Here is a 23,073-nt window from a genome sequence, read left to right as displayed (position 1 = left end):
AAAGAGCTATTTATGAGGGTTGTGTTGAAAATATCACTGTGATTGACAAAGAAAATAAACATAATAAAAGGTCTCCGAAATCCGGTGAATCAACAAATTCGGATACACCACCTGATGCAGAAAAAGCGGACTCCACACCAAAATCTGATGCTGACGAGACCTCTGCTAGTGCTTCACTGAGCGGTGATCTTGATGTCGATGATGCGGAAGATTTCATTGAACAGATCGAATCCGAACAGGAATACATCCAAATCACACCCGTCCGCGAGGAGGTGAACTCAGAGACAGTCACGCGAGAACTATACGGGCTCCACCGATACGGAAACGGACGCAAGCTCCCGCTCGATATGGAGCTCCATGTCGCTGGCATCGAACCCGTCTCAAACTTCGAGTTCATCATCTACAAGCCAGAAGACGAAGCGCAGTTCAAATTCTTCATTGGGCCAGGAGAGCGTGGCGAGGTCACTTGTGACCGTCTCGAAAGTACCACGCGATCGCAGTACCCAGAGAATTTCGAGTTCGGGCGAGAAAACTTCGATATCACACAGGTCTTCGATGACGTTCCTGAGATGGTTCGCTGGGAAGGCGTCGAAGAACGACGACGGGACTGGATGACCACCCTCGCGGCATTCGACAACGAAGCGATCGAACGCTCGCCACTTTCCAATCTCCTCGAAACCGCCATTCAAACGGAGGGTTCGGTTGTCTTCCAAGCGGTTTTCGAGCCACGCGCAGACTGGTCTCCGAAAGCCCAGCGGCAGAAAGGAAATCTCAAGCAGGGTGTCCACACAACCGGCGGGCTCTTCCTTCGGACGCTTCTCGACGGAGTCCTCGGCGTCTCTGATGAAGAGAAGCAGGAGCGCCACCGGAGTGACACACCCAACGAAATCGGTGGCTCGATCCACGACTCCCAGACCGCAGGCTACCGCTCAGGCACAGGACGGATGGGACAGATCGACCTGAAAGACCCATCTCACACGTACAACGTCACACTCCGAGCGGCCACCTCAGACACCGAGTGCGCTAGGAATCTCCAAGATTCGCTCAACCAGCTCAGTGGGAAGTTCTACTCTATCGAGGGGAACTACCTCGGCACCAACGAACCTGAGTACAGGCGGATGCTCAACCACGGCATCACCTATCCGAACGGGCTCGAGTCCTGGTCGCGACGAAAGCCCATCCTCGTCTGTAACATCGACGAGCTCTCAAACTTCATCACGGTGCCGTCAATCGACACACTGCCGAAAGCGAGCCGGGGTGGGTCCGGTGGGATGCCAACAGCCCAGTCTCCGCTCACCTCGCCCAACGAGGAAGTGTTCAAGGAATTCTCGACCGGCATGACGATCGGCCACGCCGTTACAGCACTCAGAGACAACTCCGAGGGCCCAGAGAAAATCAGCGCCATCCAGAGCAAAAACGAGTGGTGGGATCACCTCGCGAAGCGGGATGCGTTGTCGCTGTCAGCAGATCATCTCACCCAGCACTACATTCGCGCAGCGACTACTGGGAGCGGGAAGACGGTCGCGACACTCAACGATATGCTCACCACACACCACAATCTCGAGGGGCCGACGATCCTCATCGATCCCAAAGACGGCGAGATGTGTGAGAACTACCTGCGGTGCCACCGGACACTGTTCGGCAACCTCGCGGATGTCGAGTACATCCAAATCCCCGAAGCAGAGGGCATGGTTCCAGGGATGCCATTCTTCGATCTACGGCCGCTCACAGAAGGCGCAGGACGGACCCGAGAGACGGCTAAACAGGACATCATCGACCACTACTTCCAGCTACTCAGATTCGTCCTCGGGAAGAAGACAGTCGAGCAGGCGTTCGTCGCGAACGAAATCCTCACCAACCTGATCAAGGCGCTGTTCGACCGCGAATACGGAAAGGATTACTTCTCGATCGGCGAACTCATGGAAGCCGCGCAGGAGTTCCAGAAGTACGGCAAGGATGTCGAAGACGCCAAAAAGGACTACGAGACAGTTCAGCAAGCCATCCCGAAAACGGCCGACACGCAGGTCACGTCCATCCTTGAGTCACACCTTGAGAAGGACGCGCGCCAGTTCATGAACACGACCGACGCGGTTCTCAACCGGATCCGCAAGCTGAAGGAGCGCGACTTCATCTGGGATATGCTGTCGTACACGGTCGACGACAAGTACTGGAACGAAGACACCAACTGGTACAACAAAGAGCAAATCCCGATGCTCGACATGAAGAGCATCCTCAACTCGAACAAAGTCGTCCTCATCGACACGGGGAGTCTCCGCGGGGCCAGCAGCGAAGTGTTCACGGTCCTGTTCCTCTCTCACCTGTGGACTTCGGCGCAATCAATCTGGACGCCAGACGACGACGAGTACATCACGAACGTCATCATCGAGGAGTCTGCGAACATCGCTCGCAACGAAATTGTCTACCGCGAACTCCTTCCGAAAGGGCGCGAGTTCAATCTCTCGCTCGGGCTCATCATGCAGTACCCCGAGCAGGTACTCGGAGACAACCCACAGGACAACCGGCGGGCGTACAAAGAAATCCTCAACAACATCAACACGAAGATCATCGGCAACGTCGCGACAGACGATCTCTTAGCCGAGTCGCTGTTCCACGAAGATCTCGACAACGACGAAATCAAAGACCGCATCGCTGGACTTCGGCGCGGGGAGTGGATCGTCCAACTCCCGTCGACGGGCTTCCACAAACAGAAACCAGAGATACTCACACTCCGACCACTACCCATCCCGCCAGGACATAGCGCGGGGCCGTTCAACGTCAGCTCGCGAGAAGAACTCGTCCGTGAACGAAGCCGGGATCGCCACTGCGTCAACCGTCAGCACGAAGCGATCGACATGGACAGCGGCGTAAACGCAGGTGAAGAAGACGACGAGGATTCAGAGGGTGATGATGTGGCTCCCGAAGATTCGGAAGAGTTCACAAGCGACCACGCATCGTTCCTCGGGATGGTCTTCGACGCACTAACAGACGGGCTTAACGGCTACCACATCAAGGACTCGATGAACGTTCTTCCGTACAGCGAGACGGCACCCGATCTCATCGAGTGGGGCTTCCTCGAGAAGTTCGAACTCGGAAACAGACAGGCGTACTACTGGCCGACAGACGAAGCAAACGTCGTCGCCGGGAAGACTCTCGCGCCACGAGACGGTGGTGAGTACGGCCGGGAAAGCCCGGAACACCGAGTCGGCGTCAAGCTCATCGAAGCCCACTACGACGCTCTCGGCTACGAGACTCACATGTACTACACGCCAGACGACAGCGAACTCAAGTTCGACATCTACGTTGAGGCGACAGATGAATCTCCCGACGATCGGGATAAAGTCGTGGAAGTTGAACTTACGCCAGAGCACAGGAGACACGTCGTAGACGACTACTACAAACTCAAAGACACGGACGCTGATGCAATCTGGGTCGTCAAAGATGTCGAAGGAATGCGGAAGTTGTTATCGTCGCTCGCCGCACATATCGGATATCATGAGGCCAACAGAACCACCAACTTTGAGAATGTCAGCGACGAACTCGATGCTGACGGCGCTCAGGAAATCTTCGGCATCAACAAACTCAGGAAAGACCTAAGAGACGAATAGCGACAGGATCTTTTCTATTTGCTTCCTTTCTCAACCAGTGGACACCCGAGTTTCATCAGCGCCTAATCAGAACAAACGAACTACTCCACCTAGAATCAGTATACATCCAATTCACATCTGAACGCGGGAACAAGAGTCTGATCGGATAACATACAGAGGAGACGTGGGTATACACAGGAGCACAAATTAAAATCCCACCGAGTACAGGCAGAGTAGCAGTAAAAATCAAGCCGAGTACAGACAGAGTAGAGAGCGAAATACAATCAAAAGACCGACCACCAAAGCCACAAGCACACGGAAAATACTCGTTAGAACTGCTCTGGGTTAACAGAATTCAATAGTAGCCAACCTACAATATTCGGTTGATTATAGCACCAAGCGCCCTCACAACATCTAAGAACACATCATAATTATTATAGAAAAAGCAGTGAATATCACTTGAATAAGCAGACGTGAATCGATTTGGGGGGTCTTCTTATAAAGAGAGAAATAAGCAGACGGCGGCGCGATTGATACTCTTTCTTATAACGGATCCAACTCAGTATGTTAGAAAATCCACACAATGCTCGCTAATCAGGAATAACAAGACGGCAGCTTAATAGAGGGGTTTTCTTATAAAGAAAGAAATAAGCAGACGGCAGCACGATTGATGCCATTTCTTATAACGGATTCAAATCCGTATCTTGGAAGATCAACACGACGCTTGCCAAGCAAGAATAACAAGACGGCGGCACGATAGAGGGGATTTCTTATAAAGAGAGAAATAAGCATACGGCAAGCGTATTGGCGGGTTCTCTTATAACTTATTTTTCTAGTAATAGAAGATCTCATATAACAAGACGGCGACGGTATAGGACCTCTTTCTTATAAAAAGTGATTTTTGGGTGTCATTAGCATAAATAAGCAGACGTGAGCCGATTTGAGGGGTTTTCTTATAGCACAACCCTCCCCCATAATCCTCGTGTTTAGGTTCTAACGGCCTGAGAGGACTTTAGAGATGTTCTAATATATTTCTCCTCCCCTGTGTTTAGGTTCCGCGAGATTACAATGTTAGGGGCTCAGAGAGCAAATAGACCAGAAGGTCGGCCGCGTAGCGAGAAGTCGGGGCGGAGCCAAGGGGTGAAGACAGATGGAGAAAATTGGATGGATTCTCGCAGAGAGCGTATCAGATATCAGACAGAGGATTAGTGAGGGGAACAAGTCAGCCAGAAGCCGACGCCGACAGCGATCGAGAGAGTGGCCCTCTCGGACGGGACGGCTATCGCAACGAGTGTACAGACAAAGCCGGCGGACACCACCGCGAAGAACAGCCGACGTCCAGCAGAGAAAGTATCGTCATCACAGTCGCTCACCTTCGGTGCGAGGGCGGGTAAGACAACGGGCTAAGGGCATGGTAGACGCAATGGAACGAACATCCGCTAACAACACAGTCTGACTGGTCAGGTGAAGGACACTGGTTGCGTGGAGAGTTGTGACTAATTCCATGATGTAAGAAGACCGTCTACTGATTATCAGCTTTTGTCACTCATAGGAAACATTGATTATCAACCCCCCGAGAGACATCGCGATGCCGACACACATCACCGGATACGTAGCTGATGAACTCGCCGAGCTCATCGACGATATCGCAGAGCACCACTCCATTTCTCGGAACCGAACGATCGAACTGCTGCTCCGAGAGGGGATGAATAATCGACACCAGCGGATCAAGATGGAGCAGATTAACATCAAGGTCGAGCGGATGCTTCGAGAGCTCGGTATCAACTCGGACGGGGAGTTCGGCGAAGAGATCGCAGAGCAGAGCAAGAAGATCGGAAACATGCCACTGCCCGAAGGAACGACCGGCGTCGACCTCGTCACACCGCACCCCTACTTCGGCGGCGACGGCTGGTATCATGACCCAAAAGATCACCCCTACAACGAGTAAGCGAATCCGACAGCTGACGAGTCACAACACACAATTTCATCTCTACCTGAAAATGTAGGTCTGTACTCGCACTCTATCTCACGACTGGGACCACATTGGGATTTCCGACGCTTTTCCTATATTAACATCTTGTTTACAGAGAACACAAGGCGAGTGCCTCGGGGTTTGATTCCGAGGCAGTTCACGATATTTCGAGCTTCTAACCTTTATCAGTCCGACCTCCGTATCTACACGTGGTGTGTTCACATGAAACTCGCATTGATCGGGGTCGGACAGGCGGGTGGGAAGGTGGTCGACGAGTTCTTGGCTTACGACGCAGAAACGGGCGCAGATATCGTTCGTGGAGCGATCGCCGTCAACACGGCGAAAGCAGATCTCCAAGGAATCGACCACCTCCCGACAGACCGTCGGATCCTGATCGGGCAATCGCGAGTGAAGGGTCACGGCGTGGGCGCAGATAATGAACTGGGCGCAGAAGTGGCCGAGGAGGATATCGACGAGATCCAAGGCGCACTCGACTCGGTGCCAGTCCACGAGCTCGACGCGTTCCTCGTCGTTGCGGGGCTTGGTGGCGGGACAGGATCGGGTGGAGCACCCGTAATCGCAAAGAATCTCAAGCGGATCTACACCGAACCTGTGTACGGGCTCGGCATTCTGCCCGGCAGCGATGAGGGTGGGATCTACACGCTGAACGCCGCTCGATCGCTCAAGACGTTTGTTGATGAGGTGGACAACCTCATGTTGTTCGACAATGACGCCTGGCGCAGTTCGGGTGAATCCGTAGAGGAAGGGTTCGATGCGATCAACGAGGAGCTGGTCCAGCGGTTCGGCGTGCTCTTCAGTGCGGGCGAGATAACTGAGGGAAGCGACGTCGCCGAGAGTGTGGTCGACTCTTCGGAGATCATTAATACACTCAAAGGCGGTGGGATATCCTCGCTCGGCTACGCCGATGTCGAAGTGGACGAGCCAGAGCGGAAGGGGTTGCTCTCGCGGCTCCGTGGCGATACGAATGATGGGATCGACAGTACAGAAGCGACTAATCGAATCACGAGTCTCGTCCGAAAGGCAACGCTCGGTCGGCTCACGCTGCCCTGTGAGGTGAAGGGAACAGAGCGAGCGCTACTCGTCGTTGCTGGCCCGCCCGAGTACCTCAACCGAAAGGGTATCGAGCACGGCCGCAAGTGGCTCGAAGAACAGACCGGATCGATGGAGGTTCGTGGTGGCGACTATCCACGACGTGGGGAAGGGACGGTCGCAGCGCTCGTGCTGCTCGGCGGCGTGACGAACGTCCCGCGAGTGAAAGAGCTCCAGCAAGTCGCAATCGAAGCACAACAGAATCTCGGGGAGATCACTGACGAGAGCGAGGGCCGTTTCTCGGAGCTGATGGATAGCGATGGGGAGTTGGAGTCGCTGTTCTGAGATCGTGGTCGTCTATTCGTCGTATCGATCTTCGAGGTCGTCAAGTGCTCGCCAGAATTGTCTATTGTTAATCTCTGACTCTTCTGCTGCCCGGGTTTCCAAAACACCCGCGTACGTCTCGAAGTCCTCGGGACTGGGATCGATCGCCAAGACACAGTCAATGTATCCCTCGAGAGCGGTCTGAAGCGTCTGTGCGTAGTGGTCGTAGGAACCGTCGATCCAATTGAATCTCTCATCGACTTCCTCAAACACTGCTCGATAGACGATTGCGGCAGCGAGGTATCGATCGCGCTTACGGTACTGTTCGGCCATATCGAAGAATCGGGAGAAGTCAATCGCTTCGAACACGGTCGGATCGGCGTGTTGCTCAAACAAGTGGCTAATCTCTTCTCGGTACTCATCGACCGACTTGTGCTCATCACCGAATTGTGTGAGAAACTGTTCTCGAGCCGTGCTGTGAGTGGCAAGAATCTCGTGGACGAACGCACGCAGCTCTTCGACAGGGACGTCCGCCAGGAGAGCCTCGATACGCTCGCTCTCATCTTCTGGCGGGTCGTCTGCGATAGCGAGGAGCACCGCGACAACGTGTTTGCAGTCGCCATGGCCGTCGTATGGACAGGTACACTGAGTCTCGAGACTTCGGCCACCGAATTTGATAGTCACGTCGTACGGGTTCGATCCGCTGACAACAGCCGACACGAGATCGTCGAACCGGTCGAGCTGCTGGATCCGTCCCTCCCTGCGATAGGTTGCCCCCCGCTCAAACACGGGATCGGTACATCGGTTTCGGATGGTTTCTGTATCGATGTTCATGTGGAGCCCTTCTGAAATCGCTCTACTGGCCTCGGTACTTTCGTCACACTTGTGGCCGCCACCTCTCAAAAGCGTCTCTGTTGAGGTCTTCCACAGTTACGATCACGAACGAATACTTGAGTGAGGATATGGTGAAAGGATATTGTAGACTCCCCCACCACTTGCCAGTGTTTGACCACCGTTGGTGAGCCCGCCTGCTGGACCCGCTGTGCCATTTGGTAGATGACTGAGTCCGTTTCCACGTTTGGGCAGTCAACTGTTTCTCACGGCGCTGTCAGGGACCTTGTGGTCGAGAGCCTGTCAACATCACACCTCGACCATGTCAAGTTCGAGTCGCTGCGCTTGTGAGTCATCTCGAGATCAATGCCTGAGTCAGTTGGCCTACTCCGTCTATTGAGTCGGTACAAAAGGGCCGCCGCAGTGACGGGTTATTTTTACCCACCGGCGGTGGATGGAGCGTAGTTTAAGAGGTGATTAAGAATACAAGCTAATGCCGCTTTAGAGGCCCTCAAATGACCAAATAACCGGGGCACCGTTTGTGGCACTCATATAAAAGTTACAAGTAGTTCTCCACAACTCACGCACGATTCCTGACGAAACCCTCCGGCGCTTGGACGCCGGAGGAGTCGTGCTGCCACCTAATGACAGCAACCAACCTAAACAGGGTCAGGAGTGATAACTCTGGTTTCCAGAGTACTTCACTCGACACTGACCTACTGACACACCGCGTCGCACAGTCCAGTTCTAAAATCCCGCCGAACCGTCGCCAACGAAACGCCGGTCGAACAATCATCGTGGGGTCGGTCTAAGTGACCGAACCCACCGACGATCCGACCTCGTTCGCTATCCCGATGGATCCAGACCGTGCGTTCAACGCAATCGCAAACAGCCGTCGTCGCCGCGTCTTGCTCTCACTCTCACAGTCGCATGGAGCGATTACCGCGGGTGATCTGGCCGTCGAAATCGCCGCCATCGAGAACGCGATCGATCCCAGTAAAATCGGGAGCAACGAACGCACCTCGGTCTACATCTCGTTGACCCAATCGCATCTCGGGACACTCGATGAGTGCGGCGCAGTCGCGTTTGATGAACGATCGAAGTCCATCGCTCCGACAGACGCGACTGAACCCCTCGCCGAACACATTCGGCGACTCCAGACTGCGTGTTACAAGCCAGACTCGGAGGAATCCCAATGACCGAGTACCAGCCAGAACTAGAGATACTCAGAGACATTGACACCAGCTTCCACCGGCTGTTCGAAGCGGTTAACGACTCTGAGGCTCCTTCCATGCCGAGGGATGACCCACTCGCCACACTACGGCGGGCGCAGGTACAGATCGACGCCGCACTGTTCGCGTACCATCGTCGAACTGAGGACGCTACCCTCGCTGCTGACGGGGCATGTCTCCTCCAGTGGAATCCACCGAGTGCCCCGCCTCGCCGCCTCTCCTTCGAACCCGACAGTACTGGCGAGACGTGGACCCGTCGGGAGCTCGAGTGGACTGGCGCTGAATGGCGTTCCTGTGGGAGTGACCGCGTCGATAACGTCGCAATACGTGCCCCGGCAGCGGCACGATATCCAGATCCAGTCGATCCAACACCGATCGAAACGATGCTTGAATGGATCCGCGACAGTTGGGCCCGTTCGGATCCACCAGCGCTCGTGTTCGCCGAGACGGCTGCGACCGAACTGGGCGTGGTCGTCTGTGTTGACGATGAACTCCGCTACCGCGAGCACGATAGCGACCGGTGGTATCCAGCGACGACAGACGAATTCTACCACCATCTTCGCGCCAACGGACAGCCAACGCTTCACTCGCTCTCAGAGACGCCGCTGAATCGCCATCATTTCACCCCAAGTTCGCTCAGCCAATGACGAACGACTCATCATCGCTTCCACCGGGGTCCACCGAGGAACTCAACCAACTGATCGAATCGATTGAGTCGCTCCGGGCTACCCTCACGACCGAGGAGACACTGACGACCGACCAACAGGTGACCGCACGGCGGCGGCTGTTTTTGATGCTCCATCCGCTCAAAACCGTCTGTCGTCAGTTCGAGTGTGCGGAGTCTGCCACGTCCCAATCCGATCGGGAGGTGACTTGGAACGGGTACGAAGAAGCATTTAGCCACATCGAACAGCGTCTCGAACGACTGCTCCGAGAGTTCTCACTCGAACAGGTGGACGCATCTTCCGAAGCCTACCAGATCGAACAGACGCTCGGCGCGGTTCAAGAGCACCTTGTGATCCTTCGAGACGCTCTCCCTACAGTGTCTACAAAGAGGGCTACACTCCCCGAGCAACCCCCCAGTCGTCAATCACTGTACGCAGGTGTCGCCGGACGAAATATTGGAGATGGGCGGTGGCTTGAGTATCAACTTCAGCGGGCGTTGAGACGGTAGGGGTACCAGGCAGCGACTCGACAGAAACTGTTCAATCTCGAGGTCGACGTCGTCGCCACCCGAAAGACAAAACAGCACAAGCCGAGCGATTGGATCGTCGCCCAATGTAAAGATTGGACGAGCGACCCTATCACCCCGGCGACGATCTTCCGGCTGTGTACGGTAGCGTTTACCTGTCGCGCAATGCCGGTCCTCTGTCACACCACCGATATCACACCTCGGGCTGAGGAACTCGCCCGTCACTTCGAAGTTCGGATCCTCAATCTCCGCGATCTTGAGCGTGGAGCGCTTCCTGCGCCCCAAGTGTACAAACCGTCGGCCGAACTCAACGAATGGAGCTCACAGTACAACGCACGTGATGCTCGTGGAACACTCCCCTTGATGTTCTATGGAGAACCAGGTAAACGGTTCAGCTACGTCCCCGGCTTCACTCCCGTGGGGATGGACTACGATTATGAACCGATCGACACCGATCAAGACGACGATACGCATCCCGCAGCCGGGCACTGACTAGCCAAAGATGTTGATTTCTCTGTTTGACCAACGGTGACATCTTTCCCGTCGTAAACGGCGCGATTCTCTTCTTGAAGAAGATAGGCTTACGCTCACCTGATGTCATATTCTTGTTCGGATCAAAGTAGTGTTCTTCCGTCATGATCCCGAACTCAGGGTTGCTAGAACGCCTAATTCAAGTGATACTCACTCACGCGATCTTGTGCAACATACATCGAGATCGCCCCAACGAGACACGCAAATGTGACCGAAACGACCGTCCCACTGAGACCGACTACAAATCGCTCAACACCAACAAACGAGGCGATTGCATGCCCAGCAATCCCTGAATGGGCGATAACAACCGGAAGTACAATGATAAGCATCCCAACTGAATAGATCACAAAGGCGAAGACACTCGGAACAATCGCCTTGCTGCTCCGAGAGATGCTCACGGCCTCGAAGCGTGGGAACCCGACGCCGATCCCGGTCGCAATCGCACCCGACACGACCGACAGGACGAGTGCCGATACGCCGAGACTCGCGACGACCGGTACCGAATGCGGACTCAAAAGCCCCGTTGTTACGGTCGCCACAACGGTCACCGGCGCGATCAGGAGCGCACCGGAGATGACGTGTCCGACGACCAGCGAACGTTCAGGTGCTTCAGAAAGCAGGGTGATGGGTAATGCCGCACCTTCCTGGCCAACCACGTTGAGCGCGAACAGCGACCCCGCGACCCAGGTCCCACTAACCAGCACCCACAATGGAAGGCTTGTTCCGATCTCGCCGGTCTGGACGGCAGTGACGATCGGTCCAGCAAGGACGATCAGTGGGTACAACGCGAATGACAGCGAGATTGGCGACCGACGGGCGCGTTTCCAATCGACTGCGACGACGCTGAAAACTGGTCGTGAGAGCACTCTTGAGAGGCCACCGAACCAAGCGGAGCTGTCGGCCGACCGCTCAGCCTCATGGGTGATGTGAACCCCGTCGGCATACCAGAGCCATTCTGCGAGTCGAAACAGCGATGCGACCGCTGTGGCGACGAATACAGCCGTGAATAGTATCGCGCCGATCGCTCGAAGCGGTGACGCTTCGATACCGAGTCCCATTGCGGCCAGATCGCCGAACCAGTCGATCGGCGTCGGTGCGAGCACTCGATAGATCGGTTCAAGCACCGACGCGAACGCGTTCGTGAAGATTAACGCGAAGTACCCGATCCCGAGGAGAATGAGAAACAGCGTTCGGAGCCGGCTAAGCAACTGCGATCGAACGCCGGCGTTTCGTATCCCTAGCGCGAGGATGAACCCAGCTGGGAGCCCGGTGACGAGGAGGAGACACAGTGTGAGCAATAGGGCAGGGATGGTGAGTAGTGAGCCAGCACCGACGGCAAACGCTACTGTGGCGGCGCTCCCGACCGTGAGGAAGAATGCAGACCAAAGCATGAGTTCGGTGAGGACGAGGCCGCCGATCACCGCCCGGTGTGACACCGTCGTCAATAACCCATCGAGATTGTCGGGACGAAGTGCGACTGCGTACGCACGATATCCACCGAATCCGACGACGAAGATCCATCCGTAGACGAATGCCATCCGAGCCCATTCGATGAGTGGTTCGGTCTCGCTCCCCGCAACAAACCCGCCAGCGAGGTACGCTCCGAACACGCCGCCGATCGAGAACGGAAGCAGCATGACGGCTGCGAACGCCATTGCCAATAGCTGCGTCGTATTCGCTTTCATCGTCCGCCACCGACGGCGTAGTTCAGTCGTGGCGATAAGTCGCAGCTTTGTCGCCCGTGTCATTTGTCTTCGAACCGTCCGTCCTGTGGTTCGGTGGCGTCTCCAGTGGTCTCAGAAGTTGCTTCGGGGCTAGCTGGTCCACGTTCGGACGTGACTGACAGGAACACGTCCTCCAGCGTCGTTCCCTCCTCGGCTTCCATCCGTGCGGTCAGTTCCGCGGGGGACCCCTCGGTAACGAGGTCGCCTTCGTAGAGGACGCCAACCACGTCCGCGAGCTCCTCAACGACTGAGAGAATATGTGTCGAAAGGAACACCGTGTGGCCATCGCCAGTCAGTTCCGCAATGACGTCGAGGACGGTCCGGGCCGCTCGCGGGTCCAGCCCGCTGGTCGGCTCGTCGAGAAACACCACGTCGGGGTTGTGTAACAGCGCCTGAATCAGGCCGACCTTCTGACGCATCCCCTTGGAGTAATCATCAATCCGCTTGTCGGCGTCTTCGGTGAGATCGAACCGGTCGAACCAGTTTGTAATTCGAGTGTCCATCTCGTCGGCGGGAAGATCGCGAAGCCGACCGAAATATTCGAGCTGTTCACGGCCGGTTAGTTCGTCGAAGACCGGAGGTTCTTCGGGAAGGTAGCCGATCGATGCTCGGATCGCATCCCGATCCGAGACAGGATTTCCGTCGATCCACGCTTCACCGTCGGTCGGCTGCGTCAGTGACGTCAACATCCGCATGGTGGTTGTCTTACCGGCACCGTTGGGTCCGAGAAAGCCGTACACTGTACCGTGATCAACGGTGAGATCAAGCCCGTCGACAGCACTTTTAGTCCCGAATCGTTTCGTTAGGCTCTGCGTCTCGATGGCTTCTGTGTCTGGTGTCATCGTAGGTGGAGTAGTTGGTTTCGTACTGCGGTCTGTCATAGGGCAATGCCTCCAAATCCGACAGCGACGAAACTCAGCGCGATCACCATCGGAAATAACGCTTTCCAGAGACGCGTAAGTGCGAACTGCCTCGGAGAGCGGTCCGTAATGGTGAGGTTGCCAGAAAGTATGGTCTCGTTCTGTTGGTGGTCCGTGTGGCCTGCAATGAGATACTCCTCACCAGGGTCGATCCGTCGTTCGACGTATCGCCGCGTGCCAAGTCCCGGAATAATTCGAACCCATCGCGCAACGGGTTTGAGCTCGTCTCGAACGTCAACGAACCGTTGGATACGCTCGGGTGCCGTTTCACTGGCACTGACAGTGGTGATCGTCGAATCCGAATCGAGCGCGAACCGTTTGGCGGAAGGAACGATATCAAGAGTCCCAACCGGACCATCGAGGGTGAATGGACGCGTCGCCACGCCATCATCGAGATGGGCCAGAAACCACGGGACCCCGATCCCGAATGGTTGCCGTTCGGCAACCTCGAACTCGAACCCGAGACACTGAGATCCCGTAAACGGAGCGGTAAGGATGTCGCCCGATTTGTTCGCAATGCCGCGGCATACGACGAAGGATCCGTGGTCTGTCACCTCGCTGGGCGCTTGGACGTTGGCACGGAGGATATTCGGAACAACCACGAGTGACCGGACTCCATACCAGCCGATCACGAGACCGAAAGCGATGAACCCGATTCCGGCAACGGTGTACAGCATTACCGGGAGACGTGTGGGATGTCGCATCGATTGAGGCACCAGTCGGCCGTCGCTGCACCTGATCGAGACGGTTCTTTGCTTGCCCCCACGAGAGAAATCACCGGATTGAGTGTTGCTACAGAAAGCTGTGGGCGTTGGAAACTGCTGACAGGGATTATTGGAGCGGCCAGTATCGGTTGCTCACGAAGGAGCCGCAGGGCTTCTCGGAGGGATTTGCGGAGGGCCATATCTAATGTAACTGCGAGAATCCTATATAAAACGGCGGTACGATCCCATCTAGCCGGTTTGGGTTCTGTTGAAATCCCCTTCCTCAGGTACACTATCGCTTGAAACAGCCGATCGCTGAAAAGTGCGAACCTAATGCCATCGGTGTCCACTGACGTGCCTATCGTATTCTTACGAGTGAAACAACTGCTCAGTAAGTGTGCCTATTAACTGGATGACCGATTCCCTGTAAGAAACAGGTAAGCCTCACCAAAGAGGATGAAGGCGATAATACCGGCGAGGATGGCCCATATACCCCCAATATCCAATGTAGACAGTAGAGCTGCGACAATTATGCCAGCGGTGAAAAACAGAAGGCGTGATTTGAGTGACTCGCCGTTGGAGGACTGGTCGGACACTATGCTTGATATGGCGTTTAGAATTAAAAGGATTTGTTGAAATCTTCTTTTTCAAATATATTTCCGCCTAAAAAACCCGGTCGATATGAACTGCGAATATACCGCCGTAGATCCTGCCAGATTTTGTTGAATCTCAGAGGGCCGTGCAGAATACAGAGCGCGTAGTCAGCACGGACGTTTGCCAAGAATGAGTATCGCCGAATCGGTCAATACAGATCCTGGCAAATCACTGTATTCAAATAAGTTCCTGTGGAACCGCCCAAAGAGACTTACCGGCACTCTGTAAAGTATCCACAATGCCCACACGTCGTGAAATTATCGCTGCCACTGTCGGGGTCGGTGCCGGAGTCATCGGCTGGACTGGAGGATCAGCCATTCACGACGGTCTTCGGTCGACAGACCTTCGCTACGTGATCGTCCGGAATGCAACTGATACCACCCAATCTGTCACTGTCCTGTTTGAAGCTGATGAAGAACCAATCTTCTGGAAGTCATACGACCTCGACGCAGGTGACACCGTCGAACTTGACGACTTCCCTCAACCTGGCACGTACCGATTGTTTGTCCAATGGAATGAAATGACTCCCTCACAGCGTCTTGCTACCGGAACAAGAGCAGTCGCTATCGTACTCACCTCGGCTTTTGGTGGTGATGTCTACATACAGGACGAACCTTATTCATATCTGTCGTCCTCCCAGAACTCTGGGGCGCAAAACAACACTACCTCAACAGAATAAGCATCAACTAAGTCCACTTTAGACCAAGCCCACCTTTTGATTTAATCGCATACCCACTGAATAGCTAGTTCGCTGACTCCAGTGTGACAGAAACGAGGCCAGCATGCTGAACTCATCTTCTGTATCGCGCACGGCGCTACTGATAGACTATAGAGATTTGGCATCTGGCACAGTTATGTGAGTTCCCTGCCTTGACTGCAACTGGGTCAACACGTATCACTGACTGAGGATTCTAACATGAAAAAGTAAATTCCGCAGGCCAAATCAATAAAAAGCGGGACTGCTTTACCTACATCCCACGAATACACATTGAGATGGCTCGGCTCGTCTTCTATCACCACCCACAGGCCGAGAATTTCTCGCTTAAATATAGCTCTACGTCCTTAACAGAGATCCGATCTCAGCAAGAGCAATCCAACGAGTCGACGAAACTCATCCGGTACCCCTTTGAAACACCGGTCTATGTGCTCTACGAAGGCGATTCAGAGATCAAATCAGCCCAGAACATCGACTTCAATCAGGAATGGCTGAGCGAACGTATTCGTGACCTCCCTCGTGCTGGGCAAGTTGTCGCATTCCGATTAGTGGAGCTACTCGAAGCCGCTGTTGATGTTCGAAATGAAGATGAGTTCCGGCTCTACAAAGAGTTCGAGCCGCAAAAGATCCAACAGGCACTTGATCACGTGTCTTGGGGAGCACCACTTCCGAACGTCGCTGGGGAAGTGATGTCGAATTTGATTCTCCGGCACTCCCTCCCGAATGCGAATCATCGAACTGGCATCGCGATGCTACAATTCTGTATTGAGAGTGTAGAGCCGGGTTTTGAGATGCCACGAACACACGTGGACGACGATACTTGGCGAGAGTGGGTCGATCCCTACATCGTCGATTCTAAGCGGCTCATTACTGTTCGTCGGAACAACCTCCGCTTCAAGCAGCTCGAAGAGTTGGACGTCGACCTCGTCGAGCGGAAAGACGGGATCCAAATCCGATTATCCGAATTCGATCTAGATATGCACTGGCGAGAAGCCCTCTCAGAGTACGCTGGGCAGCACGAGTCCCACTGTACAGACTTCGCTCAGGCAGTCCTCCAACGTGCAGAACGGGATGACCTGCTCGATTGTCAAGGACCAACGAAACAAGAGTTCATCACGTATCTGGAGGACGGACTCGTTGAACGAGACTTCAGAGAAATGTTCTGATCAGTCGCGAAGCTCGGCGACCGACTGGCCGACCTCACGGACGTGTTCACTCCGCTCAAGGTCAAGTTCTTCAGCGAGGTAGTCAACTGTCTCTTCGAGGCTCATACAGGAAAGAAGTCTGTGAAGCGGTATAAATCTAGTGCTGATATTTGTTGCTTTGATTTCCTAATTGAGATATTATTCTTCGGCTCTGTTGAACTCCTCTTCTTCAGACATATTCTTACCTGAAACAGCCGATCGATGAGAGCTGCTTACTGATACACCCGTTCGAAAATAGATTGTGTAACGACCAAGGCGACGACAACAATCGCAAATCTCAACAGCACCCCAAAACCCGTCAATGTCCGCAGGGCGACAATAATAACGAGGGCTACCACAGCAGAGGCGACTAGTTTCTGATTGTCCCGAGGGACCATATCGTCAATCAAGAAAACCGAATAAAGTACCTGCCGAAAAGTGGTCCCCCTGTACTGTCCACAGTCGATCAAAATATATCACTTCCTGAGGATTTCAACAGAGCCGGAAATTCATGTTCTATCCCCCAAAACCGGATCAGGATGATATCGACGAATTCGATTCGGAGAACTCTGGGGGCTCGGCAGACGGCATTTGATTTCACTGTTTTACAGCTCGCTAGCTCTGTTGAAATCCTTCAACAGATGATACATTCCGGTCCGGTTGCAGTCAGTACAGGGGACTCACGGAACGTTCAGTACACGACGTTTATACAGCAAGTCGCACACCGGACATCGGAACTGTCTGATCAAATCTGAATGACTTCAGCAGAGCCATCTTCATAGACAGTGTTGAACTCCGCATCTTCAACGTTCTAACGTGCGATCACCACCGATTCAACCCAGCGCATTTATTCTGTCCTCAAAGTGGTGGACGGCGACAAGGGCACCAATTGAGAGCAAAACGACGCCAACGACTGACCACATAAACATCTCATCAGGGTTGTCCCCAAGCAGAGCACCCACTGTAATCGCAACGAGTAGAATGATTAGTGTCGCTGAGACGCCCAGCAAACGGACAACTAGACCTTCATCCATATCCCACCTTAGTCATAGAATAAGTAAAAAACAGGCTATGTACGGGGACTGCTTCGAAGTTTGCAGTCTTCAGCGACCGGATGTTTCAGGCGAGGAACTGTCTGAAGAATGGGATTTCAATAGAGCCGCTTATGTAGACGATTAACTGAGTGAAGGATAGATCACCCATCAGGCGGGGCGAGGTTCTTCATTTGAAAATCAGATTGAGGAACATATACTCCAGCGAGAACAGCCAGTTCCCTAGTTCGCTGGATATCCGCAAGATTGTGATACAGCAATGGTTCCCACTCCCCGTTCTCGAAGGCAGCCACAGCTGATTCACTATCATCGAACGGATCGCATGTGCCCTGACCAATCAGCTCATTGTAGACGCCGACAAGGTCGTTCTGGTCATTCGTATCGAATCGGTCGACGACATCGAGCATATCCGCATACGCCAAATCCGGAAACGGCCACTCGATATTGTGTTTCACACACGCAGTTCGTACGAATGGAAGGTCGAACCCCCCTTTCCACGTTTCGCCATGATAGGCGGTGAGGTAGTGACGATCGTCGTCAAGATGACTATCCGCGAACGTCTTGAGCGCGGTGAGAAGTTCGCATTCATCAGCCGTAACAGCGAGATCCACACTACCAGTAGAATGCTCGCGAAGGGCTCGTTCGAGTTCGGTGCTATTAGCGGTTCGACCAGCAGTGTTGAGGATAAGCACCTCACCAACTTCGTGCGCGAGTCCGGCAACCGTAATTACAGCATCGTCATCAAGCCCGCTGGTTTCGATGTCAAATGCGATTGGGGTGAGATTGCCCATAATAGACGCCCAGCACCCGACATACAAAATGTCGAGAGGGTGGTTTCCGAAACAGTTGATTCGGTGTGGGCTACTGTTTGAGAGACTCTGTTGAAATACTTTCTTTAGATGCTTTATCACCTGAACCCACTGTTCGGTGAAGAGTGCGAACTGACCGCTAATCCGAGGAAATCATTTCAAGAAGTAGCGATTGGGGGCACTGTCGTCCCAGTCTAATCATACCACTGTTGAGAAAAGCTAGGAGTATTCTTCAACGACGACCGCTGCAGCAACCCCGAAGAGCCCTCCAACGAATAGTCGCATTCCATGAGGCAGGCTATTCTGCATATGGCCGAGCAACGACCGTTCTACTCCACTACCAGACACAAAGAGGTTAGTTACAGCTACTCCAAGAATTGCGTTCCCGATGATAAAGACGATCCCTCCGATGAAGAATCCCATGATGACGCTTCCCGGAGCATGTTCCCTTGTCGTCAGATAATATGCGCTCACTGCACAAGCGAGGGGAATCCCAACGGAAAACACGAATCCCCCGGCAGTCATAATTGGTTGCGACCACGTCTCTACGTAGGTGGTGCTTGCCGCTGGGGTCATCAGTTCCTGCGGAATAACAAAGAGCAAGATAGTGGTAAGCAGAAGGAACAACGCGCCGAAGACTCCGATACCGGCTCCAATTTTGGCCGGTTTCTGTTGATACATGGATGAGTGTTGATGCTACTGTGTATTGAACCAAAGGGCTAGAAATCTGTTTTGATAAGGCGCGAATCGCTAGTACTGGTGTTTAAATCTACTGTATTGACCGCAACCGGATCAGATTATTCACTTTGCTGAAGATTTTAACAAACCCGTTTGAGTCGATAGATTCGGCCTTTCGTTTGGCCTTCAGAGACGATCAGGTTGTAGTGTTCAAGCTTGGCGAGATAATTCCGAACCATGCGCTTCGATTTCGCATCGTCGACCCGATCGGTGTACTGATCGTAGAGTGTGGCCGGGTCAATCTCTTCGTCTTCTGTGAGTATCTCGTAGAGCACACGCTGGTCATCGGTGAGCTTATCGATGGTCTTCTGCTGAATTTCCGATTTCGTTTCCGAAACGGAGTCTTCAATGACCGAGTGCGGGATCGCGTCGAGATTATTGTAGTTAGCAGTCTGAGCGGCATTACGGAGGATACCGATGGCTTTGCGTGCATCGCCTGCGGCTTTATCGGCAATCAACTCCATTCCCTCCTGATCAAGAGCGTCGTCGACGAGCCCCCAGCGAACACGGTCTTCAAGGATAGCGGTTAGTCCGGTGAGGTTGTAGCGTCCGAAACGAATTCGAACACTGCTACTAAGGTGGCTGTTGAGCCGGTCATCAAGATGCGCGAAGACGTCTTCCTCGCGGTTCGCGATGAGAATCATCGCAAGGTTTGGAATCCGATACAGATCGTATAGTAGGCTCTTATCCTCAAGCTGGTCGACCTCATCTAGGATGACAATATAGGGATCATCGACATTCCTGCGGAGCCGCTCGAGGAGTTCGTCTTTCGGGGTTGATTTCCGGTGAATATCGACTGTACTGCTAATACCATCGAGAATCCGGTAAAGCGTCTTGAAGCGGGTGTAGTCTTCCCAGCAATTAACGTACTGATGGGTAAAATCAAATGTGTTCTCACGTAGCCGTTCGACCGTGTACTGAGCGATGCAGGTCTTCCCCGTTCCAGACGGACCATAGAGAAAAGATGTCTCAGCATGATTGCCTTCCATCACCGGCCGTAGCGTGTCTGAGAGGTGGCCGACTTCAGCGGAGCGGTGCTTCACCTCTTGAGGAATGAATTCAGGTTGTAACACCCGTGCATCCAGTATCATGTGACCGAAATGCGGCTGGAGAATATTAAACGGAAGTGTGTAATTTCCGAATTTCCGGCTCAGTTGAAGTCCTCAGTAGGTACTGTGTACTACTCCCGTTGCGGTCAATACACACTTCAACGAATGTCCGTCTAGAGCCATTCGCCAGAAAGATTTTACCTTGAACATACATATATCAGTCTATGAGCACCTCCACGCAAAGTCGTCGTCCGTTGGCAATAGCCGGCCTGACCTACTTCGGATCTGTTCTAATAGTCGGGCTTCCGTTGATGTATGCTGTGTATGTATTTTTCGTAGATACCGCTATTCTGTTTAATCTCAATCTAGGTGCTGCCTTCCTGTGGCAAATACTCCTACTGGCAGCAGCCTTCTTGATCGGTATCTCAGTCTCCGGAAAAGTCGCAGAACGCGTACTCAAGAAGTTGTCCTAAACAGTTGGCTCTGCTGAACCGCTTGGAGATTGATGTATACCATTCCGGTCGCGGTCAATACAGGGGACTCACGAATCGCTCAGTACAGGTCAACTAGCTACCATCGTCTTCAGATTCTAATTCTATACTTCACCGGACTCTTTAGCAAAGCACTTATATTGATGGAATGACTTGACTCCAATATGGAAAGAAGACATTACATAATGTCTGCCATCACAGACACATTTGACAGGAGCGCTATTCAAGAAGTAAATTCAAAACAAGATACATTAGTGATCCTATGAGTGAGCTCCCCTCGAATCTTAAGCGGCAGAAGCGTGTTGGATACGGATTGCTAGCAGGCGCAGTTGCGATTCTAATTGGTAGTATCGCAGTATTCCAATATTATGACTTCCCGCCAATCAGTTATATCGGGCCTCTAGTACCATTTGTTATCGTTGTGTTCTTCGGTTATAGGGCTGTCTCTGCCAGTTATAACCGGAAGGCGTTAGGTGATGAGCGGACAGCTGAACTACTCACAAAAGCCGGCACTAATGCTTTCTGGTGGTTAATCGGTATGCTGCTAATTGACAGCACATTCACCATCTTCCCAGACGAAGCTAACAACTTATACATATTTGTTGGATTGGCAGTATACGCCTTGTACTACGTATATTACAGATACATCGAATAGTATGAAGAACGAATTGAAAGTCTATCGGGCGAAGCACGACCTAACCCAAGAGGACCTTGCGAAAGAGATCGGGGTTACTCGACAGACGATTAACGCACTTGAAGCAGAAAGATATGATCCATCTCTTGAACTCGCATTCCAACTCGCACTATATTTTGATTGTTCGATAGAAGACATTTTTTCCTACGATGGTGCTTAAACTGCTCATTATGCATTCTTCAGCGATCGGCTGTTTCACCACACTTTATGTCTGAAGAATAGGATTTCAACAGAGCCAGATATTCTGATTTGGTTGCGGTCAATACAGAAGATTAGTGGATCACGGTACTACACTCCTAACTTGTCATTTCCATATGTTCGACGGAGCACAGCAAATATAGCGAGTATAAATACAGCACCTAGTATGAATCCTAATTGACCTGCGTAGGGAATATCAAATGCTAAAAATCGCGTCCCGGTGATTTGTCCTGAACGGATCATTATTATACCCAAACCTACAATTAGGATAGCTTGCAGAATGAAATCAGAGACCGTCGATCTGTTCACCATACTATGATTTAGTTCCGAACTGGTGTATATTTTACGCCAGTTGGCTCTGTTGAAATCCTCAGAGAGTTACATGTTTGGCTTGTAATTCGACGAGATGAATGCCCTCCCGAAGTCGCAGATTCTCCGGTTTACTGAGAAGGCGATCCATCTGGCGCGTCGAGCGGTCTCTCGATACTCCTCAAAATTTTCCAAACACCGCTACACACTTCCCCAGCACGTTGTTCTACTGTGTCTCAAAGTTCGGAAGAACACGACCTACCGTGGCTTGCTTGACGAGTTAATCGAGATGCCACGCATCCGTCGCGCTCTTGGATTAGCTGAACTACCTGCGCCATCAACACTCTGTAAGGCGTTCAATCGGCTTGATATGGCTGTGTGGCGTGTCCTACTGACTCTCTCAGCGTCGCTCCTTCCGAAGAGTGGCGTCGTTGGAGTTGATGCGTCAGGGTTCGACCGCAGTCACGCCTCGAAACACTACACGAAACGAGCTGAACTCACGATTCAACAGCTCAAAGTGACGCTCTTGGTTGATACGAAGGTGAACGCAATCCTCGATCTCCACGTGACGACGACACGAAAACACGATAGCCAGATTGCTCCGTCGTTGATCAAGCGCAACCCCGAGGACATCGACATTCTTCTCGGTGACAAAGGCTACGACGACCAGAAAATCAGACGACTTGCCCGGCAACACGAGGTTCGGCCACTGATTAAGCATCGTGAGTTCACGTCACTCCACAAGGCATGGAACGCACGCTTAGATGCTGATCTCTACGGACAACGGAGTCAATCCGAGACTGTGAACTCAACACTCAAGCGAAAGTATGGTGCGTTTGTCCGGTCACGGCGGTGGTGGAAGCAGTTCCGTGAACTCACCATCGCCTGTCTCATTCATAATGTAGATCGATCACTCTGAGCGGTCAATACAGTTCATACGTCAATGTTGAAACTGACAGCAACAGATCCGTCTCCGATCAAGCCCCAGAAAACGAATCGATACCGACCCGAAACGAGATTAGGACACACCTCAAGGGGAATTGTATCATTACTTGCGGAGATGATTCCCTCTTCAGTCAATTCGAGCTCCCATGTGAAGCCACCATTGACAAGTTC

At 52.9% G+C, this 23,073-nt stretch carries 22 protein-coding genes and 1 pseudogene; 13 read left to right on the top strand and 10 right to left on the bottom strand.

Annotated elements, in window-relative coordinates; translation table 11 throughout:
* The first annotated feature begins 38 nt into the window (after positions 1-38).
* The 3 genes from ACT4MF_RS14665 to ACT4MF_RS14655 all read left to right on the top strand — a co-directional run bounded on the left by ACT4MF_RS14665 (position 39) and on the right by ACT4MF_RS14655 (position 6,951).
* Positions 39-3,605, top strand: a complete 3,567-nt coding sequence (locus ACT4MF_RS14665; protein ID WP_444683175.1) for an ATP-binding protein — start codon at positions 39-41, stop codon at positions 3,603-3,605.
* Between the two features lie 1,567 nt (positions 3,606-5,172).
* Positions 5,173-5,532 carry a hypothetical protein gene (locus ACT4MF_RS14660; RefSeq protein ID WP_444683174.1) on the top strand — a complete coding sequence of 120 codons (360 nt, stop codon included), beginning with the start codon at positions 5,173-5,175 and terminating at the stop codon, positions 5,530-5,532.
* Between the two features lie 246 nt (positions 5,533-5,778).
* Positions 5,779-6,951 carry a tubulin/FtsZ family protein gene (locus tag ACT4MF_RS14655; protein WP_444683173.1) on the top strand — a complete coding sequence of 391 codons (1,173 nt, stop codon included), beginning with the start codon at positions 5,779-5,781 and terminating at the stop codon, positions 6,949-6,951.
* 12 nt (positions 6,952-6,963) lie between these two features.
* Here the strand turns inward: ACT4MF_RS14655 and ACT4MF_RS14650 are convergent, their stop codons facing one another.
* On the bottom strand, positions 6,964-7,764 hold the full coding sequence (locus ACT4MF_RS14650; RefSeq protein ID WP_444683172.1) for an SWIM zinc finger family protein: 801 nt from the start codon (positions 7,762-7,764) through the stop codon (positions 6,964-6,966).
* An 851-nt stretch (positions 7,765-8,615) separates the two neighbouring features.
* Here ACT4MF_RS14650 and ACT4MF_RS14645 point away from each other — a divergent pair.
* The 4 genes from ACT4MF_RS14645 to ACT4MF_RS14630 all read left to right on the top strand — a co-directional run bounded on the left by ACT4MF_RS14645 (position 8,616) and on the right by ACT4MF_RS14630 (position 10,677).
* Positions 8,616-8,960 carry a DUF7344 domain-containing protein gene (locus ACT4MF_RS14645; protein ID WP_444683224.1) on the top strand — a complete coding sequence of 115 codons (345 nt, stop codon included), beginning with the start codon at positions 8,616-8,618 and terminating at the stop codon, positions 8,958-8,960.
* Positions 8,957-9,640 (top strand): hypothetical protein, encoded by a 684-nt coding sequence (locus ACT4MF_RS14640; protein WP_444683171.1) that lies wholly within the window; start codon positions 8,957-8,959, stop codon positions 9,638-9,640. The genes ACT4MF_RS14645 and ACT4MF_RS14640 overlap by 4 nt, the downstream gene beginning before the upstream one ends.
* Positions 9,637-10,167, top strand: coding sequence for a hypothetical protein (locus tag ACT4MF_RS14635; protein WP_444683170.1), 531 nt, complete (start codon positions 9,637-9,639; stop codon positions 10,165-10,167). Before ACT4MF_RS14640 ends, ACT4MF_RS14635 begins: the two co-directional genes overlap by 4 nt.
* 183 nt (positions 10,168-10,350) lie before the next feature.
* Positions 10,351-10,677 carry a hypothetical protein gene (locus tag ACT4MF_RS14630; RefSeq protein WP_444683169.1) on the top strand — a complete coding sequence of 109 codons (327 nt, stop codon included), beginning with the start codon at positions 10,351-10,353 and terminating at the stop codon, positions 10,675-10,677.
* 173 nt (positions 10,678-10,850) lie between these two features.
* Here the strand turns inward: ACT4MF_RS14630 and ACT4MF_RS14625 are convergent, their stop codons facing one another.
* From ACT4MF_RS14625 to ACT4MF_RS14610, 4 genes are all read right to left on the bottom strand, one after another.
* Complete coding sequence (locus ACT4MF_RS14625) at positions 10,851-12,371, bottom strand: hypothetical protein (protein ID WP_444683168.1); 1,521 nt, start codon at positions 12,369-12,371, stop codon at positions 10,851-10,853.
* Positions 12,372-12,460: 89 nt separating this feature from the next.
* A complete protein-coding gene (locus ACT4MF_RS14620) occupies positions 12,461-13,282 on the bottom strand; it encodes an ABC transporter ATP-binding protein (RefSeq protein WP_444683167.1) in 822 nt (273 codons plus the stop codon).
* Between the two features lie 35 nt (positions 13,283-13,317).
* The gene (locus ACT4MF_RS14615) at positions 13,318-14,037 is read right to left on the bottom strand and encodes a hypothetical protein (RefSeq protein WP_444683166.1); all 720 of its coding nucleotides are present in this window, start codon (positions 14,035-14,037) and stop codon (positions 13,318-13,320) included.
* A 431-nt stretch (positions 14,038-14,468) separates the two neighbouring features.
* A complete protein-coding gene (locus ACT4MF_RS14610) occupies positions 14,469-14,660 on the bottom strand; it encodes a hypothetical protein (RefSeq protein WP_444683165.1) in 192 nt (63 codons plus the stop codon).
* 296 nt (positions 14,661-14,956) lie between these two features.
* Between ACT4MF_RS14610 and ACT4MF_RS14605 the strand changes: the two genes are divergently transcribed.
* Together ACT4MF_RS14605 and ACT4MF_RS14600 are read left to right on the top strand one after the other, a co-directional pair.
* Entirely contained in the window at positions 14,957-15,397 is a 441-nt protein-coding gene (locus ACT4MF_RS14605) for an Ig-like domain-containing protein (RefSeq protein ID WP_444683164.1), read from the top strand.
* A 314-nt stretch (positions 15,398-15,711) separates the two neighbouring features.
* Positions 15,712-16,599, top strand: coding sequence for a DUF8172 family protein (locus ACT4MF_RS14600; RefSeq protein WP_444683163.1), 888 nt, complete (start codon positions 15,712-15,714; stop codon positions 16,597-16,599).
* Between the two features lie 851 nt (positions 16,600-17,450).
* On the opposite strand, the gene ACT4MF_RS14595 is transcribed toward ACT4MF_RS14600, so the two are convergent.
* From ACT4MF_RS14595 to ACT4MF_RS14580, 4 genes are all read right to left on the bottom strand, one after another.
* Positions 17,451-17,651 carry a hypothetical protein gene (locus tag ACT4MF_RS14595; protein WP_444683162.1) on the bottom strand — a complete coding sequence of 67 codons (201 nt, stop codon included), beginning with the start codon at positions 17,649-17,651 and terminating at the stop codon, positions 17,451-17,453.
* A gap of 161 nt (positions 17,652-17,812) precedes the next feature.
* Positions 17,813-18,460, bottom strand: coding sequence for a hypothetical protein (locus ACT4MF_RS14590; RefSeq protein WP_444683161.1), 648 nt, complete (start codon positions 18,458-18,460; stop codon positions 17,813-17,815).
* A gap of 237 nt (positions 18,461-18,697) precedes the next feature.
* Positions 18,698-19,159, bottom strand: a complete 462-nt coding sequence (locus ACT4MF_RS14585; protein WP_444683160.1) for a hypothetical protein — start codon at positions 19,157-19,159, stop codon at positions 18,698-18,700.
* 137 nt (positions 19,160-19,296) lie between these two features.
* Positions 19,297-20,307 (bottom strand): Cdc6/Cdc18 family protein, encoded by a 1,011-nt coding sequence (locus ACT4MF_RS14580; RefSeq protein WP_444683159.1) that lies wholly within the window; start codon positions 20,305-20,307, stop codon positions 19,297-19,299.
* 182 nt (positions 20,308-20,489) lie between these two features.
* Between ACT4MF_RS14580 and ACT4MF_RS14575 the strand changes: the two genes are divergently transcribed.
* From ACT4MF_RS14575 to ACT4MF_RS14560, 4 genes are all read left to right on the top strand, one after another.
* Positions 20,490-20,738 carry a hypothetical protein gene (locus ACT4MF_RS14575; protein WP_444683158.1) on the top strand — a complete coding sequence of 83 codons (249 nt, stop codon included), beginning with the start codon at positions 20,490-20,492 and terminating at the stop codon, positions 20,736-20,738.
* 280 nt (positions 20,739-21,018) lie between these two features.
* Complete coding sequence (locus ACT4MF_RS14570) at positions 21,019-21,411, top strand: hypothetical protein (protein ID WP_444683157.1); 393 nt, start codon at positions 21,019-21,021, stop codon at positions 21,409-21,411.
* 1 nt (position 21,412) lies between these two features.
* Complete coding sequence (locus ACT4MF_RS14565; protein WP_200532081.1) at positions 21,413-21,610, top strand: helix-turn-helix transcriptional regulator; 198 nt, start codon at positions 21,413-21,415, stop codon at positions 21,608-21,610.
* A 444-nt stretch (positions 21,611-22,054) separates the two neighbouring features.
* Positions 22,055-22,876, top strand: coding sequence for an IS5 family transposase (locus tag ACT4MF_RS14560; RefSeq protein WP_444683156.1), 822 nt, complete (start codon positions 22,055-22,057; stop codon positions 22,874-22,876).
* Between the two features lie 14 nt (positions 22,877-22,890).
* Here ACT4MF_RS14560 and ACT4MF_RS14555 read toward each other — a convergent pair.
* A pseudogene (locus ACT4MF_RS14555) lies at positions 22,891-23,073 on the bottom strand (hypothetical protein); the annotation flags it as partial.

The sequence above is a fragment of the Halorubrum sp. FL23 genome (assembly GCF_052439115.2).
GTDB classification, from domain to species: Archaea; Halobacteriota; Halobacteria; order Halobacteriales; family Haloferacaceae; genus Halorubrum; species Halorubrum persicum.
Note: the sequence above shows the minus strand (reverse complement) of the source record. Positions and strands in the feature narration are given on the sequence as shown.

Bases quoted from the DNA above. Each gene is read 5' to 3' on its own strand.
- ACT4MF_RS14630 (WP_444683169.1), top strand. From the start codon at position 10,351: ATGCCGGTCCTCTGTCACACCACCGATATCACACCTCGGGCTGAGGAA.
- ACT4MF_RS14655 (WP_444683173.1), top strand. From the start codon at position 5,779: ATGAAACTCGCATTGATCGGGGTCGGACAGGCGGGTGGGAAGGTGGTC.
- ACT4MF_RS14640 (WP_444683171.1), top strand. From the start codon at position 8,957: ATGACCGAGTACCAGCCAGAACTAGAGATACTCAGAGACATTGACACC.
- ACT4MF_RS14590 (WP_444683161.1), bottom strand. From the start codon at position 18,460: ATGGGCAATCTCACCCCAATCGCATTTGACATCGAAACCAGCGGGCTT.
- ACT4MF_RS14620 (WP_444683167.1), bottom strand. From the start codon at position 13,282: ATGACACCAGACACAGAAGCCATCGAGACGCAGAGCCTAACGAAACGA.
- ACT4MF_RS14595 (WP_444683162.1), bottom strand. From the start codon at position 17,651: ATGGATGAAGGTCTAGTTGTCCGTTTGCTGGGCGTCTCAGCGACACTA.
- ACT4MF_RS14580 (WP_444683159.1), bottom strand. From the start codon at position 20,307: ATGATACTGGATGCACGGGTGTTACAACCTGAATTCATTCCTCAAGAG.
- ACT4MF_RS14635 (WP_444683170.1), top strand. From the start codon at position 9,637: ATGACGAACGACTCATCATCGCTTCCACCGGGGTCCACCGAGGAACTC.
- ACT4MF_RS14645 (WP_444683224.1), top strand. From the start codon at position 8,616: ATGGATCCAGACCGTGCGTTCAACGCAATCGCAAACAGCCGTCGTCGC.
- ACT4MF_RS14615 (WP_444683166.1), bottom strand. From the start codon at position 14,037: ATGCTGTACACCGTTGCCGGAATCGGGTTCATCGCTTTCGGTCTCGTG.
- ACT4MF_RS14585 (WP_444683160.1), bottom strand. From the start codon at position 19,159: ATGTATCAACAGAAACCGGCCAAAATTGGAGCCGGTATCGGAGTCTTC.
- ACT4MF_RS14570 (WP_444683157.1), top strand. From the start codon at position 21,019: ATGAGTGAGCTCCCCTCGAATCTTAAGCGGCAGAAGCGTGTTGGATAC.
- ACT4MF_RS14560 (WP_444683156.1), top strand. From the start codon at position 22,055: ATGAATGCCCTCCCGAAGTCGCAGATTCTCCGGTTTACTGAGAAGGCG.
- ACT4MF_RS14660 (WP_444683174.1), top strand. From the start codon at position 5,173: ATGCCGACACACATCACCGGATACGTAGCTGATGAACTCGCCGAGCTC.
- ACT4MF_RS14625 (WP_444683168.1), bottom strand. From the start codon at position 12,371: ATGGCGTTCGCAGCCGTCATGCTGCTTCCGTTCTCGATCGGCGGCGTG.
- ACT4MF_RS14575 (WP_444683158.1), top strand. From the start codon at position 20,490: ATGAGCACCTCCACGCAAAGTCGTCGTCCGTTGGCAATAGCCGGCCTG.
- ACT4MF_RS14650 (WP_444683172.1), bottom strand. From the start codon at position 7,764: ATGAACATCGATACAGAAACCATCCGAAACCGATGTACCGATCCCGTG.
- ACT4MF_RS14565 (WP_200532081.1), top strand. From the start codon at position 21,413: ATGAAGAACGAATTGAAAGTCTATCGGGCGAAGCACGACCTAACCCAA.
- ACT4MF_RS14605 (WP_444683164.1), top strand. From the start codon at position 14,957: ATGCCCACACGTCGTGAAATTATCGCTGCCACTGTCGGGGTCGGTGCC.
- ACT4MF_RS14600 (WP_444683163.1), top strand. From the start codon at position 15,712: ATGGCTCGGCTCGTCTTCTATCACCACCCACAGGCCGAGAATTTCTCG.